Consider the following 16620-nt stretch of genomic DNA (forward strand, 5'->3'; position numbering starts at 1 on the left):
TGGGTGCTAAAATTTAACAGGGCTGGCTAGGTTCATTAATTAATTCTTTCTAGTATTGAAAGTGGTTGAATGAATATGTGAGCAATTTCTTCAGACATTGTACGAGTTATGTGATTCCCGTCTCTATAAATGGGTTTTTCGTCTTTTGCTATAGCACAGTTTGTCTCACTGCAAAAAACTGATTGTACGGATATAAGTCTGGCTAGATTGCTGTCTTCTGCTTCTTTGAATATCTCTCTTACCAGCTTTTGGCGCTCATTATATTCATTGACATTGGGTTCTATGTTTACGTTTTGATTAAGTAGTTTTGAGCGAGCCATATGTTCGGGGACGTCAAATCCAACTTCTGGCACCTGTTCCACAACGTAAACGGTTAATCCAAGTTCCTTTAGTTGACTTAGAGTCTTTAAAAATGATTCTTTGAAAATGACTTTATTGAGTTCAAGGGATGTTTGGATTGTGTCAGAAGTCCGAAGGTATACAGGTGAGCCATGCTCATGTTCGTAACGAAGACCGTTTGCGTATAAGCTCCAACGCGAAGCAAGTATGACTGTCTTAAGATGAGGCATCTCGCTGATATAATTGAAAATTGCGTCGTTGATTTGGGGGCATTCAGAAAACCCTTCGGCTGCTTGATAGGCGTCAAGCAGGGGAATGCATCCGCCTCTGCCAACAAACTCTCCTTTGAGAGACAGTTTGGTTAAAGCTTTATCTAGCGCGGGCATTAAAGCTTCTCCGTGAGAGTCTCCCCACATTAAGACTGATGTCTGCTTATTGTTGTCGCCCCCTAGACTGCATTGATGAGAGTATGGGCCAAAGGCTTTTTCATCTTTGAGGCACTCCGATAAGTTTGGCTTATCATTGGCGGCTTCGGCTATGAATGAAATATTCTCATTAATACGGAACGGAAGTCCTTGGGAGGCTATGGTAATAAATGAAATGGCGCTAAACAGACATAGAGTCATGACGCTTGAGATTAGAATGTTTTTTCGATTTCCAAGAATTGTCTTCTTTCTAAATGGAGTTTCGATATATTTCCAGTTTAGGTATGAAAGTGCAAATGTTGTTATAAAATATATGCCAAAATGAAAATGGGTGATTGGGGTCATTACGTAAAGTTTTAGAAAGACTATAACTGGCCAATGAAATAGATATAGGGAATACGAGAGCTTTCCAATGAAGTTAATCGGGGATAATGACAGTAAGTTAGACACGTAGACATCTTTGTATTGCCCTGCATAAATAATCAAAGCGGTGCCGATGCAGGGGGCCAGTGCGGCGTAACCGGGGAACGGCGTTGCCGGAGTATAAGCGAAAATGCTGAAGGCTATTAAGCTAAATCCCGTCAGTGATAGCGCATTTGCGATAAGCCGAGAAAAATTTGCTCTGGGAATAAACACTAGGATAGCTCCTATCATTAATTCCCAAATGCGTATGGGGGTGAAGAAAAAGGATGACTCTGGGTGACTCTTTGTTAGATATACGCTAAGTACAAGAGAGCATAGGGAAATTGCTGCTAGTAGAGTAAGTATTTTTCTTCGACCGAGGCTGCATATGGCCATTAAAAAAGGGGGAAAGAAAATATAGAATTGTTCCTCTACAGCAAGAGACCAAGTGTGCAGCAATGCGTTGGTTTCTGCGGGAGCTGCAAAGTAGCCTATTTCAGTCATTAGATAGAGGTTTGAAGAAAAAAGCGTAGCTGATAAGGCGTTTTTACCCAAGTTCTCATATTCATTGGGTAATAAAATCAGGTATCCTGCCAACAAGGTTAAAGCAATAACTGTAAATAACGCTGGAAAGATTCGTCTAACTCTGCGCTCATAAAAAGTAAGTATGGAAAACTCCCCTTTCTCCATTTCGGCATAGATTATGCTTGTTATGAGGAAGCCTGAAATGACAAAAAATATATCTACACCAACGTACCCGCCAGAAAATCCTTGTACTGAACTGTGGAATAGAATTACGGGAACAACGGCAAGCGCCCGAAGGCCATCAATGTCTGGTCTATAGCGAAGCACAGTAACCTCTGGAAAGGGGTGAGAAGGTTGAAGGTGAAAAATGGCGCTATTTTACACCGTTATCTACGATTTTTTAACTGTTGTGCTATGGTTCAGCTATCTTACTTGTGTGTAGTGAGCTGCTATGTGGAGAGACTAATTTTACCGTGGTAGGTCTTAAGGACTAGGTCTTTGTAATTCTAAAAACTAGAATTCCAAGTGTTACAGTGATTTAAAATAGGTGCTTTATCATTCGGATAGAGAGCTGTGAATATTTAATGTAGGAATAATATGGGGAACAGGTTGTCTTCAGAAAAACCAAGATTGCTATGGCTGTCTCATTTCATACCGTATCCACCGAAAGGCGGAGCGTTACAGCGAAGCTTTAATTTGTTGAAGGAAGCAAGTCGATATTTTGATATTGACTTATTTTCACTGGTTCAAAAGTTTCCGGTCGAAGAGAACTTTGGAAGCCTCGAAAAGGGGCTTGAAATCTGCAGGAAAGAGCTTTCAAAGTATACTAGTTCAATTGAGTTCTTTCCTATCAACGCAGAGAAAAAAGGCCCAAATAAAGCGTTAACTGCGATAAAGGCTGGCTTATCTTTATCGCCTTATATTGAGTATTGGCTGAGCTCCGACGAGCTATCAACTAGGTTGCTGGAAGTTGGCTCCGGCGGGAAGTATGCATTGGTTCACTGTGATACTGTCGGAATTGCACGCTATGCAAGTAAGTTAGTTTCCGCTAAAAAGATTTTAAATCACCATAATATCGAGTCTCATATGCAATATCGCAGAGCGAAAGGAGAAAGTAATATAGCCAAGAAGCTATATTTTCTTCTTGACGCGATGAAGATTTCATATTTGGAAAAGCGATATTGCCATGAGTTTGATCTAAATATCGTTTGCTCAGATTTGGATGGAGAAAGGCTCTCTAAGAGGTTGCACGTCAATACGCATGTGGTTCCTAACGGCGTGGATACAGAATACTTCGTGTCGTCAGATGGAGAAAGTGAGGTCAAGGATTCTCTTATTTTTGCGGGAGGAATGACTTGGTATCCTAATTATCAGGCCATGGAGTTCTTTATTAAGGAAGTTTGGCCCATATTAAAGGTTAAAAGGCCTACTGCAAGTATCACCATTGTTGGTAGGGGAGGGGAGAAACTGCGTCCAGTAGTTGGCGCCGACTCGACAATTAGCTTAACCGGCTTTGTCGATGATGTAAGGCCGTATATAGAGAGGGCAAGCGTCTACATATGCCCGATCTTTGTTGGTGGTGGCACAAAATTGAAGGTTCTTGATGCGTTATCTATGAGTAAAGCCATGGTGGCCCACCCTATCGCCTGCGAAGGGATTGAGGTCGAGCAGGGTAAGAATGTTGAACTCGCGCAAACTCCAGAAGCCATGGCTGATAAGATATTGTATTTGCTCGACAATCCTGAGGTTAGAGGGAGACTTGGCAGAGCAGGCAGAGAGCTTATCGAAAATTGCTATTCTTTCAGGGCGGTGGGTGATGATATGGCTGAAAGATACATAGGTTTACTGGGTGAGAGAGGGTAGTTTTGGTGGATAGAATTTATCAGATTATGCCCCCGTTTTTGCAGAACCTGGCGTTAAGTTTGTATGGGGTTCGACTAAGAGCAAATAGGTATGGAGGAGCCTACTCTGGTTACAAGAAAGAGTTAGACGGCTATATGGACGGTATGGGAGATGCGGATAGGGTTAAGGAGTTTCAGTGTTCCAGCATAAGGCAGATAATGGGTTATGCTAGGAAGAATGTTCCTTACTATGCTGAGCAATACAGAGAACTCCCAAGTGAGAGTAAAATATCGCTTGAGAGTTTTTCATCAATAGTTCCAGTTCTCGACAAAGCGACACTAAAGAGTAGGAGTTCTGAATTTGTCTCTCGAGCGAGAAATGAAAGAGTTGTAGTTATAAATACAAGCGGCTCGACAGGATCTCCTTTGAGCATTGCATGTACGAAATCCTCGCTGCAGAAAAATTATGCACATTTTGAGTACTTCTTAAACTCAAATGGCATAACCAGCTTTGATCGTAGCGCAACTTTTGCTGGACGAAAAATCTTAAACCCCAACTCTGGAGCGCCTTTCTGCCGTAAAAATTTTGCGATGAATACTTTGCTGTGTTCATCTTACCATTTGAGCGAAAAAAATATTGTCAGCTATATAAACGAGTTAAATGCTTGGGCTCCACTATATATTGACTCGTACCCCTCCGCCGTCTATGACCTGGTTTGCTTGGCCAAAGCAAATGGATTAGCTTTTGGCAAGAGTCCCAAATGTATAGTGACGTCTAGTGAAACATTGTTCTCGTATCAGAGGCGGGAAATTGAAGATTTTTTTGGCTGCAAGGTGTATGACCAATACGGCCAAGCAGAAATGGCCGGAACATTAGCACAATACAACTCTGAGTCTCTATATACGGCCAATCCCTTTTATGGCCTGGTGGAAGTTCTTGATGATGAGGGGGAGCAGGTTAAGCCTGGCGAGTCAGGAGCATTAGTGCTTACGGGTTTTATAAATTCCTACATGCCTTTGATAAGATACAAGATAGGCGACAATGTAACAGTAGCAAATTCTGAAGGTGCGTTTATAGGAAATCACGCTTTAAAGATCAGTGAGATAATTGGTAGAGAGGATGATGTTGTCGTAACTCCCGAGGGTAAAAAGGTCGGTAGGCTGGACCCTGCATTTAAAGGTGTGGTCGGTATTGGTGGGTGCCAGATTGTACAGCACGCCCTTGATAGAATTGAGCTTAGGGTTGTGCCTCAAGGGGAAGCTACGGATAACGGCGTTGCTGAGTTAATTCGGAATCTGAAAGAACGATTAGGGGAGTCTATTGCATTTCAGGTAACAAAAGTCCAAGAGCTGGAAAAAACGAAAAGTGGCAAGGTAAAGGGAGTAATATCAAAGCTTTGACTCGTTAATCGTGTGCATCTGATTAGGTCTGCGGCGTACCTGCCGGTTAAGGCCGCTTTCATAGTTAATTAGGATGGCGGCCATGTTTGAAAAATGGTCTTTAAGGCTTGCAAGTTTTACTTGCCTGGCGACTCTTCCTGTCGGACAAGTACTTGGGCGGGGTTACCGGCGGCGATGCAGCCGGCGGGAATGTCGTTTCTAACAACGCTTCCTGCACCAATCACGCTGCCGTTGCCAATGGTGACGCCTGGCAAAATGATAGTGTTTGCGCCAACCCATACATGATTGCCGATCACAATTGGTTTAGGTGTTCCTTTGGAATCAAGGCGCTCGTGGGGGGCGGTTAAGCAAATGTTATGTCCGCTGCAGTCCATAATTTGGCAGTTTGCTGCTATGAGACATCCTTCCCCTATTTCTATTGATTGATAGGCATGTAAGCAAGATCCGTGAATTCTCGTGTCTTTTCCTATACTTATGGTTGCGCCAGGCATATCGGCCATAAGTTTTACAGAAGAATGCATATTGATATGGTAACCTCTGTTCAAAGAGTTAACCGTGACGTTGTCATGGAGGACAACTTTTGCTGAGGGGTGAAGCATGATGCTTGGAAGCCCTTTAAAGGTTACGTTTTCTCCGATTATCAAGCCTTTTTTGCGGCTTAGGATAAGCTTGGTGAGTCGAGTGTAAGCCTTTTTCAAGATTTTTTGAAAATTGTATTTCATTGACTGATTCCCAAGTTTTCCGGTCGTTAGACGGGTATCTTTATCAAAGACGGCCGATCCTTAAAAGGAGTGGCTTAAAGATGTTGGCAAAAACTGCACTTGTACACCAAAACCTTGCTATTCTTAAAGAAGGCGTATTTGGTAGTTACGTTGTAGTGGGCAGTTGTCTGCATTGATTTTAAGAGTTTTTTGAGGGTTTTACAGACATGAAACTTAAAAGCATGCGAAAAATTCCAGGGTTTATGGCTGGGCTTATGCTTTCTTGTTCGATGCTCACTACATCCGCGTTGGCGGAAGCAGAAGAATATGTTTATAAGGAGAATTTTACTGGGAGTGGCCTGTTGTATGATGAGTTTTTAGCTGCTGATGGTCAGGCGATCTTCAAGTGGTGGGGGCTTGGTACTACCGTTGGTGGCGAAGCTGAAAATTATGAGTACATGAATACTGATATCGATACCACTATTGGAAAGACGGACCAGAAAAAAAGCCTTAGGTTTCTGTTTAAGGGAGTCGAAGATGGCAAGGACTCTTCTGCAGAGCAACGTTTTCGTATTCTTAAATCGAATGTTTCGGTCATAAGTGTACAGTTTGACCTATATATACCTAGCAATTATTACCATAGAACTCAGTCGTCTACAGCGAATAATAAGTTTTTTGTCCTGTGGTCTGGTAATTACGGTACAAGGGCTTCTCTTAACTCGGTAGCCTTTGAGTACTGGCCCGCTACTGTCAAAGGCGGTGCGGTAGGGGACTCGGTGCTATCATACCATTTGGGGCCAGGAGATCAGGATTGGGGGCATAAAATCCCTACTGCCACCCCAATATTTGGTTTAGCTGACCGTGGCAAGTGGGTTAATTATCGAATCGAAATCAAGCTATCTGAGAAGGATAAGAATAATGGCTTTATTAAGGTTTATAAAAATAGTGCAGAGCACTTTATTATAGAGAACTTGGCTAATTACTCTAGTACGGGTAATTATTTGGATCAAGGGTACTTTTTAGGCTGGGCCAACAGTGGCTATTCCCAAGATACGGCCTTCTACATGGATAACCTGAAAATCACACTGGATGAGATAGCTAGTCGTCCAAACCCCCCATCGGTAGAGCTGCAATAGCTAATTTAGACAAAGAGTGTGGAGAGAACCCTCCACACTCTTTGCTTACAGAGTTTTATTAACGAGGTGTGTCAAATTTGTCACTTGGGCCTCATCGGAAAACATCTCAACGATTCTTTTTCTTGCGTAATCCGACATTGTATCCCTTTGACTTTTAGAAGCTAGTAGGTCATTGACTTTAAGTGAGAGTTGTTCCACGGAACCGGGCGGAAATAAATAGCCACTTTTACCGTCAATAATTGTTTCACTTAACCCTTGAAGGTCGGAAACAAGTAAGGGCAGCCCTGAAGCCTGCATCTCAATGGATGACATTGTAAATGAGTCCCAGCCAACTGATGCGATTATGCCTGCGAAACAGCTTCTATGTATCTTTTCAAGATCATTGCGATACCCTCCAAATATGACTTGGTTTTTTGCCTTTTCTGTCAAGACAGCTTCATAAGGTACTGCTTCATCACGTTTGTTTCCGAACAGCAAGAATGTCACATCGCTTCTCTGTTCCGCTATGATATTGGCTGCTTCTGCGATAACTCTGACGCCCTTTCTTTCTTCAAAATGGCCTGAATAGAAGAAAAGCTTGTTCTCTCGTGGAAGATTGTAAAGGTCGTGTGCGTAAAAGCGGTCTTTGTTATCGGGGCGATATTTGTCTATGTCAACTCCGAGATAGCACACGGCAGTCTTGTTCTTGTTTATGCCGCGACCTAGGTAGCCTGACTTTTGCATCGCAACCGATTCGAAAATATATAGGTTTGGCCCTTGCCGGTATCTAGAAGCGTCAAGTTTCTTTAGCAATAGCTTTACTCCTGAGTTGAGGCTGCTCATAGGGGCGCCCCAGTAGGATATAAATGCTTTTATGCCTGCGGCTCTGGCTGCTTTGTAGTAGGGAAGCGATAGAGGCTGATCAAAGCCAAATAAGATAGTGATGTCATTATCTTGTATATACTTGGCGAGTTTCGCTATGCTGCCGGCGTCTGTCTCTCTATCTGAAAACTCAAAATAGTTGTTGTAGCCCTCAGGAGGATAAGATGGCATACCTTTTGAGAAGCTAGGGTAACAAAGATGGATGTTGTTGGGAGAGTTGACTAGGTTCAACCCCATCTTCCAAAATGCTCGCTCTAAAGAGCTAATTGCATATCCCGTATTGCTTTCGCAATGATACAAAATCAGTATATTACTCATCTTCAAGGTTTCTGAGCGGGTTAATAATCTTCCTTTCTTCAAGATAAGAAATTATTTTTGCAATTGACTCTTCTGTAGTTTCATTACTTGTATCTACCATTATGTCAGGGGATTCGGGTGGCTCGTATGGTGAGTCTATCCCTGTAAAATTCTTGATGTCGCCTCTTCTCGCTTTCTGGTACAGGCCTTTAGGGTCGCGCTGTTCGCAGATGTGTAGTGGGGTGTTGACGAAGACTTCCGTGAATTCTCCCTCTCCAAATAAGGCTTTCACCATCTCGCGATCTGCTTTGAAAGGGGAGATAAATGCCGTCATCACTATAATTCCCGCGTCAACAAGAAGCTTACTGGCTTCGGCAACTCGGCGAATGTTTTCTATTCTATCGCTATCTGAAAAGCTTAAGTCCTTGTTTAGGCCATGTCGTATATTGTCGCCATCGAGCACATAGGTATGGTAATGCCTTTTATGAAGCTCTATGTCCAGGGCGTTTGACAGTGTTGATTTTCCTGACCCGCTCAGACCAGTAAACCATATAAGACAAGGTTTCTGTCCTTTAATTTGAGCACGATCCTGTCGTTGCAGTTTAAAATCCTGCCATACAATATTGGCGTCAACCATTCAGAATTCCTCCTGGCTTTATTAATTCAAAATAGAGTTTCAAGTATTTGGGGATGGTCGCGGATGCGTCAAAGTTCTTTATCAGATGGCTGTAGCCATGCTCAGCTATAGATGATAGTTGTTCCGGCTCTGAAACTAACTCGGCTAAAGCGTTGGCGTAACCTTGCTCTGAATGGTTGGCGACTAATACGCCTGCTTTCCCATGATCTAGTACTTCTGGTATTCCCCCTACGTCGTGGGCGACGATAGGTACGTGAAGAGCTAGCGCTTCAAGTAGGGTCATTGGGAGACCTTCATGGTCAGAAGGCATAAGTAAAATATCAAGCTTTCCAATTTCCAGTGTGGATGGGTCAATGAAACCTGTGAACTCGATAATACTCTGGAGCGCCTCATCAGCGACGAGTTTTTCCGCTGTTGATCTAAGCGGGCCGTCGCCAATAATCTTGGCTTTAATATTTAACTCTGGTAGGTGCTGAGTCAGAAGCTTTATAGCTTTAATAAAAAGGTCTATTCTTTTGACGCTGACGAGCCGTCCGACGAAACCTATTGTATATAAGTTTGTCTGCTGCTTGATTTCTTCTCTTTGAAGTTTTTGGATTTCAGTGCTGTTGATGAAATTAGAGATCTTAATAACTTTGGCTGAATATAGTGCTCGCAGAGATTGTTCCAGCTGTGTCGAAACTGCTATTACTCTGTTCTGATAGAACTTGGTAAGTAATCTGTCCAAGTAGTGAATTGCTGCCTTGTGAGGCTTGGCCCATGATAGTTGGGTTTCCTGGTTTCCATGGATTGTAGTGACTGACTTTCCAGTATTGCTGGCGATGCGAGCAAAAGAGCCTATGATGTTTTCTTTGAATCCATGAGTGTGTATGAGGTCTGTCTTTTGGGATAAAAGATGTAGTCTGGTTTGAGAGATTAAACGAGTAAAAGAAAGCTGGCTTTCGGGGGCAACAGTAACTGTTATTCCCAGATCTTTCAGTTTGCATGCAAGGACGCCCTCATTGAAGACTATAGCTGAGACTTCGACTTGGTTGGTGGCAATTAAGGCCTTGCATAATTCATACAGTTGCTTCTCGGCGCCAGCCCATATATCGCCAGAAGCAATATGGGTTATATGAGGCGGTGTTTTCATAGACAAAATTAGCCCTTGCTGAGAGTAGAGAAAAAGCTAAGCTTTGAGCTGGAATTTCCGTCATGGAGATTATGTCTTCGTAGGCGTAATAATGGAGTTGTCGCCTGATTATTGCCAACAACGGTTGTGCATGCTATTGCGTAACTTGCGTCTACAACAGCCTGTGACTCTGTAGACATGCTTCCATTTGGATAACAGAATATCTCTGTGGGCATGTTCGTTAGGTTAGATATCTTTCTTTTAGATTCTTCTATCTCGTACCTTAATTCTTGTATTGAATGAAGTTTGTCCAATCGGGAGTGGCGGCAGGTATGGGACCCGAAGTGGATAAAGCCAGTGCTCAGCATTTGCGCAATGTCATTTGCATCAACTAATTGAGTTGGGCTGGATATGGCGGGGGAGCTTCCAAAAGTCGCGGAAAGCGTTGCATCTACATTTTGATGTATGGTGGCGTCATCTAGACTTTTGCATAAATTAACTACAGGGTCCAACTCTTCGGTGTCTGGCAGGCCTGCTGGCCATTCAAGCTTGGCCCCTAGCTCCTTTAACCAGTTAAACTGCGGCAGGGTAAAGGCTTCTGGCTTGCTAATGGCGGTTTCTTTTAGAAGGTATAAAAGTTTTTCTGGCCAGAATAAGAGGTCAGTGCCGATATAGTCCGCCACAAGAAATACAGTGCTGTGTATTTTCTGGCCGACTAAGAACTCAGTAATAAATTCATGATTGTCTTTCCAGCCATCATCAAATGTAACCGCAAAATAAAGGCCTGGCTTTAGATTGGACTTCATTTGTCTCCATTCAGTTAAAGATATGGGCTCGCCTCCAATCTCTTTCAGCCAGCGTATATGACTTTTTAGATGCTCAGGCGCAATCATCATACCAGGTTGCTCAAAATCTCGACGAGGGTCGCCTGACGGAAGTGTTCTATGGTAGGTCAGGACATATAGAGTTGGAGCGTTAAAAGACTTTGCTTTTAGCCTAAACTGTGCGTACTTGACGGATTGTACTGCGTATTTGATGATGTTTTTTAATGCTTTCATTGCTTTGGGAGATATATGATTCTATCAGCGCTTGGTCGGTCTACTTAAAAAAACTGTGAACGTTCGCTGACAATGATAGAAGACTCTTTTTGTACTCTTGGCAGTTGCCAATAGATTTGCAGTATTTTGCTGTGGCTAACAATCCGCCAGAATCACTACCTGTTAGTCTAGCGAGTGCACCAAATAACTTGGCCTTTAGGTTGGTGTTGGCTGTAAATTCGCCAATTTGGTACCAGTGATAAATAACTACATAGGAATCCTGAATAGACTTGCTTTTTAATATCGTTTCTTTGGCGTCGAATGTTCCTGTACCAGCGGGTATGGCTATTTTTTCTGAGCTAACGAGGATCCACTCCTTTTCGTCGAATAAATGATTGTCGTAATAAACCAACTCTTTCCCTTGATGTTGTTCGTAGTACCAGCTAACGCTTAGCTGTAGACTTTCCCCTTCTGAGTTAATATAAACGCCAGAAGCATCTAAGTCCGCATTGTGGAAGTTTGGTTTCCATGCGTTTTCCTTTAGAAGAGGCCCCTTCCAGTCTCCTTCGCCAGCAGGCAATTCTCTATTAACTAAAACGCCGTTGCTTGAGGAGGCGGAAAGTAGGCTGGTCCAAATAGGAGATATGAGCATTATAGCCAGCGTCACGCAAAGGCCTGTATAGGCGCGTTTGAACGAGTTTTGTGTTGAAGGCGGCGGCGGTATCGTGGCGGGTTCACTATTTGCCACAGGGGCGCCTTTTTCGATGCAGTGCGCAGCAACAAATACTGGCAATAGACATACAACCGCAAAAATAATCCAGCCATAAACCTCGTGATCGTTAACAAGGGAGCTTTGCATATCTGTTTGGTATCCGGCATAAATAATGCCAAAAACACGTATCCAGTTTGCAAGCATCGAAAAAAAGATGCTAAAGAAGAATAGCAATAAACTTCGTTTAATGTCTTTGAGATAAAGAATTCCATAGACATTAGAAATGAACATGGCGACAAGCAAGTAGCGGGAGCCGCTGCAGCCTCCAGCGACAAAAAAGGTCCCTTGAGGGATCGTTATATATAGATCTCTTATTATAGCAGGTATATCGAAAGCGCTAAGGAACAGCTGATTGGTGAATACAGTTATGTATTGCAGCAGTGGAGCAATGTCGTCCCATACAGGGAGAGCGAAAAATAACAGTGATAGCGTTGGTGCGACTTTTATAAAAAACTGCTTTCCATACAAGAATATACCTGTGAACAGCAGGAAGCACGGAAGGCTGAGGGTGGCGACAGTTTTAACATCGGCGGCTTTCGCTAATAAGTGGGCTGCTGCGGTTAGCATTAGGGCCGGTAAAAACATCCACCAACCATCTAGTTGAAGAGATAGGATTTCATTGCGCTTTGTGTAAAGAAGCCAAAGTGTAACAAAAAACACTAGAAAGCCATGTGTATAGTCGTAAGAGTCGTTCCACAACTGGAAAAGCGACAGCCATTCCTGCCAATAGCCTAAGGATATGGTCGCTAAAACAAGGAGAATTGTGACTAGATTGACTCTCTTTAACTCTGACCGCATTGCTCGCACAACTAAAATTCAGTGATTGCGCACTATAAAGAAGAATAAAAACTGAGATCAACAGGTTTTGTGTTCATGTGGCCATCTTGTCAGATTTTTTTACATTCCAATAGGGTTTCTGAGATCGGTGTTGTTTTACGTGTTTGAAAAATAAAGATATTTTATTTTTGGCATATATTGTGCTTTTTTTGCTCCGGGTTTATCATCACTTTCTTTCAAAAGAAAAAAGGAATCGGTTATGAGTTCTTTTACTAAGTCAACTTTGGCGGCGCTGGCTATCGGTGTTGCTGCGGCTTCTGCAAATGCTGCTACTATCAATGACGGCTACAACGGTGCTGGTCTTTCCTATAACGGCGACGTCTATGGAAATGCAGACATTTACCAAGTGGACCGTATGGAAGTTTCCTACGACGCAAACAACCTTTACGTCAACGTATACACCAACTTCTTTGAAGGCGCGGATAGCTTGGGTCATAAGTTTGGCGATCTTTTCATCAGCACTAACGGCTGGAATCCAAACGGCACTGCAGCAAACCGCTACGGCACCGACGATGTTAGCAATGGCGAGCATTGGGAATACGCATTAGATTCAACAACTGGCGATTTGTACAGCTTGTCAGAAGTGGACTACGCGTCTCAGTTGGTTCTTTCTGGTCCTGGATCTGTGCGTGTAAATCAAGAAGTTGGCGTTAGAACAGATGCTGCTAGCCTGGTAGCTGGCGAAACTTCCAGTACTGATCTGAGTGGCGCAAGCAACACCATTGGTAACTTGGGTGTGCTGTCCTTCACCATTACTCTGGCTGACTTAGGTATCACTGACCTGAGCAAATCTACCGCTCTAGGTTTGCGTTGGACTATGACCTGCGCTAACGACGTTATCGAAGGCGGTTACAACGTTCCTGAACCAGGCACTCTGGCTATGCTGGGTCTAGGCTTGGTTGGTTTGGGTCTTTCTCGTCGTAAGAAAGCCTAATTCAAACAGTCTGAAAGCTGAAGCAATTGGGGTGTAAAGTTTTCTTTACGCCCCTTTTGTTTGTTTGGTCCCCCTTATGCTCCTGTGAGCGCTATAATTAAACTCGCTGTTATCATTTCGGCTTGACTCTAATGTCTCATATATAAGTGGGATGGTTCTCTTTATGTCTTCATTAGTTAGGAGAGTCTCTCCTTAAAACGTGTCAAAGATCTCTCTTGGTTTTCCTGCCTATCAAAAATTAAGCGCTAAGCCTAAGCTAACTGCCGGTAATTGCAGGGGCTTAAAAGGTGTGGTGGAATGTGTTCTTTGATGGCTTATCTTAAATAGGAGATAGCGTGTTCGGCGAATTGGATCTTTGGCTATCCGCGCTGGTGGTTTTGTCTATCCTTGTCGCGCTAGCGGCTACATCCCTGCGTCCTGCGATGGTTTTCATTTTTGGTCTGGTTGTCCTGTATGCCTTGGGGCTAGTGGATCGTGAAAAAATGCTGGCGAATTTTACCAATACATCACTAGCTTCTTTGGTTTTATTACTTCTTTGCTCAGTTGCATTGGAAAAAACGCTGTTACTGCCACGAGTGGCAGGTTGGATAGTTGGAGAAACAGAGCGTAGCAGCTTGTTGAAGACTATCGGAGTTGCAGGGATTGTAAGTAGTTTTGCAAATAATACAGCAGTTGTTAGTTCGCTGATCGCTCCGCTGAAGAATAATAACTTTATTTCCCCTTCACGCTTATTGATTCCTCTTTCCTATGCTTCGATTCTAGGGGGCGTTCTCACTCTCGTCGGCACTTCCACCAACCTTATCGTCGACGGATTTGTTCGAGAGGCAGGCTATCCTCCATTAGCATTACTTGATTTTGCGTGGGTTGGGTTGCCTGTATTTTTATGCGGCTGTGTATGTATTGTGTTTTTAAGCGTCCGCTCTTTGCCTAAGAATGGGAAAGCAAAGTCTGCGCTGCAGTCGGAGTACTTCCTTGAGTATACGGTGTTGCCGCAATCTTCTTTGATTGGTAAGACTGTGTCTGAGAATGGCTTCAGAAACCTGGAGCAGCTTTTTCTTGTTGAGATTATTCGGCGTGGTCACCTCATTACTCCGGTTACGCCTTCTGAATTGATTGAGCCGAACGATGTGCTCATTTTTGCCGGCGATATTTCCCAAGTCCAACTGCTAAGTCATTTTCCGGGCCTGGAGCCGTTTGACGATAAGCAAGATCTCGTCGAAAGAAATTTGGTTGAAGTTGTAGTGACTCAATCATCGCAGCTGAAGGGGAAAACTCTGAAAGAGGTGAACTTCCGGGCGATGTTTGATGCTGGTGTTGTAGCAATTCGTCGGGGGGATGAGCGCTTAAAGGGCGGCTTGGGGAAAATCCGGATATTCCCGGGTGATGCGCTGGTTCTGGCTGTTGGCGACGACTTTATGAATATGCCGAATCTGGCTTCAAATTTACTTGTCGTCAGGGGGTTGCGTACAAATCAGAAGTTTTCTGGATTGAATAGCGCGCTTATTGTCATTGGCTTTCTCGGGATGTTGCTGGGAAGTGCGATGGGGATATATTCGCTTTTTGACGGCACATTGTTTTTGCTGCTTTTCTACATACTGATGCGCTTCATTAGTTTGAACGAGTTATTCAGGAAGTTGCCTGTAGAGCTTATTTTGATAATTGGCGCTGCGTTGGGTATTGCTCAGGCAATGACTCAGAGTGGGCTTGCTGCGGTTGTCGCCACTGGGATTATGTCGGTTTTTGGTGGGTTGGGCCCATGGGGGGCTCTGGCTGGAATATACTTGGTGACGTGGCTATTGACGGAGCTGATTACCAATAATGCCGCTGCAGCGCTGGCGTTCCCGATTGCGCTGGCGGCGGCCGAGAGTATGAATGTCGATCCAAAGCCTTTTTTCATGGTGGTGGCCTACGCTGCGAGTGCGAGCTTTCTCTCACCTTATGGCTACCAAACAAACTTGATGGTGTATTCTGCTGGCAACTATCGGTTTTTAGATTACATCCGGGCGGGGGCTCCTCTGGCATTAGTTTATGGTGTGCTGGTGGTTCTGCTTACGCCGTTGTTTTTCCCTTTTTAATGGTTGAATCCACAGCTAAAATCTCCCAACTTGCAGTTGGCGATATGCTAACATCCCGCGCCAAATATAGTGTTGACGGCAAGCTTCAGGATCAATGGGCGTCGTTAACTTCTATGGACGGGGATCGAGAAGAATTTCTGCTTAAATTTTAATAGGTGACCCATGCTCAAGATACTATTCTGGGTGGCGTTGTTTGGCGCAGTGTATAGCTACTTTTTATATCCTTTTATTTTGAAATTGCTGCCAAAGAGAAGAATGAGTAGGGCGCAGGGAGTGGCCACAAGAAAAGTCTCGCTCATCATAACTGCGCATAATGAGAAAGATCGTATCCGGGAGAAGATAGAAAACAGCTTGGAGTTGGATTACCCGGACATGGAGATCATTGTCGCCTCAGATTGCTCTACTGATGAAACCGACGATATCGTCAGGGAGTATGCTGATAAAGGGGTCAGGTTGGCTCGGGCGGAAGAGCGTAAAGGTAAAGAGTATGCTCAGCTGCAGGCGATCAACATTGCTGCTGGTGAGATACTGGTTTTTTCGGATGTGGCGACTAAGATTCCGGCGGATGCAATCAAAAAGCTGGAAAGCTACTTTGCTGATGAGCGGGTTGGGGCTGTATCCAGTGAGGACCGGTTTATCACCAATGATGATCAGGTTGCGGGAGAGGGCGCTTACGTCAAGTATGAAATGTGGTTGCGTCGTCTAGAGTCTGAGCGTTACGGGTTGGTGGGATTGAGCGGCTCTTTCTTTGCTGCTCGCAAGAAAGTGTGTGAGGAATGGGATATCTATTCTCCCAGCGACTTTAATACTGCGCTTAACTGTGTAAAAAAGGACCTGGTTGCAGTAACCGCTCCAGATGTGCTCGGGTTTTATAAGGATGTTGCTGATCCGCAGAAAGAATATCAGCGTAAGGTTCGGACAATTATCCGGGGGATTACTGCATTGTCGCGGCATCCTCAGGTATTAAGTCCCGTGCAGTTTGGTTGGTTCGCGGTGCAGGTATTGAGCCATAAAGTGATGCGTTGGGCTGTACCTTGGTTTTTGGCGGTATTATTGGCCCTGAGTTTATTGCTGAATTATCAGGGTGGGGTTTACTCTTTGATATTGCTGGGACAGATTGCGTTCTACTTGCTGGTCTTGGCTGGTCACTTTAAACCAGGCTTGCGCGACAAGGTTTATGTGAAGATTCCTTACTTTTTTGTCCAGGTGAATTTGGCTATCGCCAAGGCCACCATTGATTTTTTCCAAGGGACAAGAATGACAGTTTGGACGCCATCCAAGAGATAGGA

General features: G+C 43.9%; 13 protein-coding genes. 6 read left to right on the plus strand and 7 right to left on the minus strand.

The features are described 5' to 3' along the window. Positions 1 to 35: 35 nt before the first annotated feature. Positions 36 to 2018, minus strand: coding sequence for an acyltransferase family protein (locus tag HCH_RS12350; protein WP_011396586.1), 1983 nt, complete (start codon positions 2016 to 2018; stop codon positions 36 to 38). 369 nt (positions 2019 to 2387) lie between these two features. Between HCH_RS12350 and HCH_RS12355 the strand changes: the two genes are divergently transcribed. Together HCH_RS12355 and HCH_RS12360 are read left to right on the plus strand one after the other, a co-directional pair. Further along, positions 2388 to 3554, plus strand: coding sequence for a glycosyltransferase family 4 protein (locus HCH_RS12355; protein ID WP_202945305.1), 1167 nt, complete (start codon positions 2388 to 2390; stop codon positions 3552 to 3554). A gap of 5 nt (positions 3555 to 3559) precedes the next feature. Next, entirely contained in the window at positions 3560 to 4933 is a 1374-nt protein-coding gene (locus HCH_RS12360) for a phenylacetate--CoA ligase family protein (protein WP_148212554.1), read from the plus strand. 116 nt (positions 4934 to 5049) lie between these two features. Here the strand turns inward: HCH_RS12360 and HCH_RS34750 are convergent, their stop codons facing one another. Then, positions 5050 to 5655, minus strand: coding sequence for an acyltransferase (locus HCH_RS34750; RefSeq protein WP_011396589.1), 606 nt, complete (start codon positions 5653 to 5655; stop codon positions 5050 to 5052). Positions 5656 to 5861: 206 nt separating this feature from the next. Between HCH_RS34750 and HCH_RS12370 the strand changes: the two genes are divergently transcribed. Then, positions 5862 to 6770 carry a hypothetical protein gene (locus HCH_RS12370; protein WP_041598607.1) on the plus strand — a complete coding sequence of 303 codons (909 nt, stop codon included), beginning with the start codon at positions 5862 to 5864 and terminating at the stop codon, positions 6768 to 6770. A gap of 45 nt (positions 6771 to 6815) precedes the next feature. On the opposite strand, the gene HCH_RS12375 is transcribed toward HCH_RS12370, so the two are convergent. Genes HCH_RS12375 through xrtA form a run of 5 tightly spaced genes read right to left on the minus strand, consistent with a single transcriptional unit; the run spans position 6816 to position 12283 of the window. Next, complete coding sequence (locus HCH_RS12375) at positions 6816 to 7949, minus strand: glycosyltransferase family 4 protein (protein WP_041598608.1); 1134 nt, start codon at positions 7947 to 7949, stop codon at positions 6816 to 6818. Beyond that, positions 7942 to 8565 (minus strand): adenylyl-sulfate kinase, encoded by a 624-nt coding sequence (gene cysC, locus HCH_RS12380; RefSeq protein WP_011396592.1) that lies wholly within the window; start codon positions 8563 to 8565, stop codon positions 7942 to 7944. The genes HCH_RS12375 and cysC overlap by 8 nt, the downstream gene beginning before the upstream one ends. Next, complete coding sequence (locus HCH_RS12385) at positions 8558 to 9697, minus strand: glycosyltransferase family 4 protein (protein WP_041598609.1); 1140 nt, start codon at positions 9695 to 9697, stop codon at positions 8558 to 8560. The genes cysC and HCH_RS12385 overlap by 8 nt, the downstream gene beginning before the upstream one ends. Positions 9698 to 9705: 8 nt before the next feature. Then, positions 9706 to 10734 carry a polysaccharide deacetylase family protein gene (locus tag HCH_RS12390; RefSeq protein WP_011396594.1) on the minus strand — a complete coding sequence of 343 codons (1029 nt, stop codon included), beginning with the start codon at positions 10732 to 10734 and terminating at the stop codon, positions 9706 to 9708. A gap of 40 nt (positions 10735 to 10774) precedes the next feature. Continuing rightward, entirely contained in the window at positions 10775 to 12283 is a 1509-nt protein-coding gene (xrtA, locus tag HCH_RS12395; protein ID WP_041598610.1) for an exosortase A, read from the minus strand. 238 nt (positions 12284 to 12521) lie between these two features. On the opposite strand from xrtA, the gene HCH_RS12400 reads away from it, so the two are divergent. From HCH_RS12400 to HCH_RS12410, 3 genes are all read left to right on the plus strand, one after another. Next, complete coding sequence (locus HCH_RS12400) at positions 12522 to 13256, plus strand: PEP-CTERM sorting domain-containing protein (protein WP_011396596.1); 735 nt, start codon at positions 12522 to 12524, stop codon at positions 13254 to 13256. Between the two features lie 335 nt (positions 13257 to 13591). Next, positions 13592 to 15331: an SLC13 family permease gene (locus tag HCH_RS12405; RefSeq protein ID WP_011396597.1), complete on the plus strand. Its 1740-nt coding sequence runs from the start codon at positions 13592 to 13594 to the stop codon at positions 15329 to 15331. A gap of 162 nt (positions 15332 to 15493) precedes the next feature. After that, positions 15494 to 16618: a glycosyltransferase family 2 protein gene (locus HCH_RS12410; protein WP_041598611.1), complete on the plus strand. Its 1125-nt coding sequence runs from the start codon at positions 15494 to 15496 to the stop codon at positions 16616 to 16618. Positions 16619 to 16620: the final 2 nt, after the last annotated feature.

This window comes from Hahella chejuensis KCTC 2396, assembly GCF_000012985.1.
Classification (GTDB): Bacteria; Pseudomonadota; Gammaproteobacteria; order Pseudomonadales; family Oleiphilaceae; genus Hahella; species Hahella chejuensis.

Bases quoted from the DNA above. Each gene is read 5' to 3' on its own strand.
- cysC (WP_011396592.1), bottom strand. From the start codon at position 8,565: ATGGTTGACGCCAATATTGTATGGCAGGATTTTAAACTGCAACGACAG.
- xrtA (WP_041598610.1), bottom strand. From the start codon at position 12,283: ATGCGGTCAGAGTTAAAGAGAGTCAATCTAGTCACAATTCTCCTTGTT.
- HCH_RS12390 (WP_011396594.1), bottom strand. From the start codon at position 10,734: ATGAAAGCATTAAAAAACATCATCAAATACGCAGTACAATCCGTCAAG.
- HCH_RS12400 (WP_011396596.1), top strand. From the start codon at position 12,522: ATGAGTTCTTTTACTAAGTCAACTTTGGCGGCGCTGGCTATCGGTGTT.
- HCH_RS12385 (WP_041598609.1), bottom strand. From the start codon at position 9,697: ATGAAAACACCGCCTCATATAACCCATATTGCTTCTGGCGATATATGG.
- HCH_RS12370 (WP_041598607.1), top strand. From the start codon at position 5,862: ATGAAACTTAAAAGCATGCGAAAAATTCCAGGGTTTATGGCTGGGCTT.
- HCH_RS12375 (WP_041598608.1), bottom strand. From the start codon at position 7,949: ATGAGTAATATACTGATTTTGTATCATTGCGAAAGCAATACGGGATAT.
- HCH_RS12410 (WP_041598611.1), top strand. From the start codon at position 15,494: ATGCTCAAGATACTATTCTGGGTGGCGTTGTTTGGCGCAGTGTATAGC.
- HCH_RS34750 (WP_011396589.1), bottom strand. From the start codon at position 5,655: ATGAAATACAATTTTCAAAAAATCTTGAAAAAGGCTTACACTCGACTC.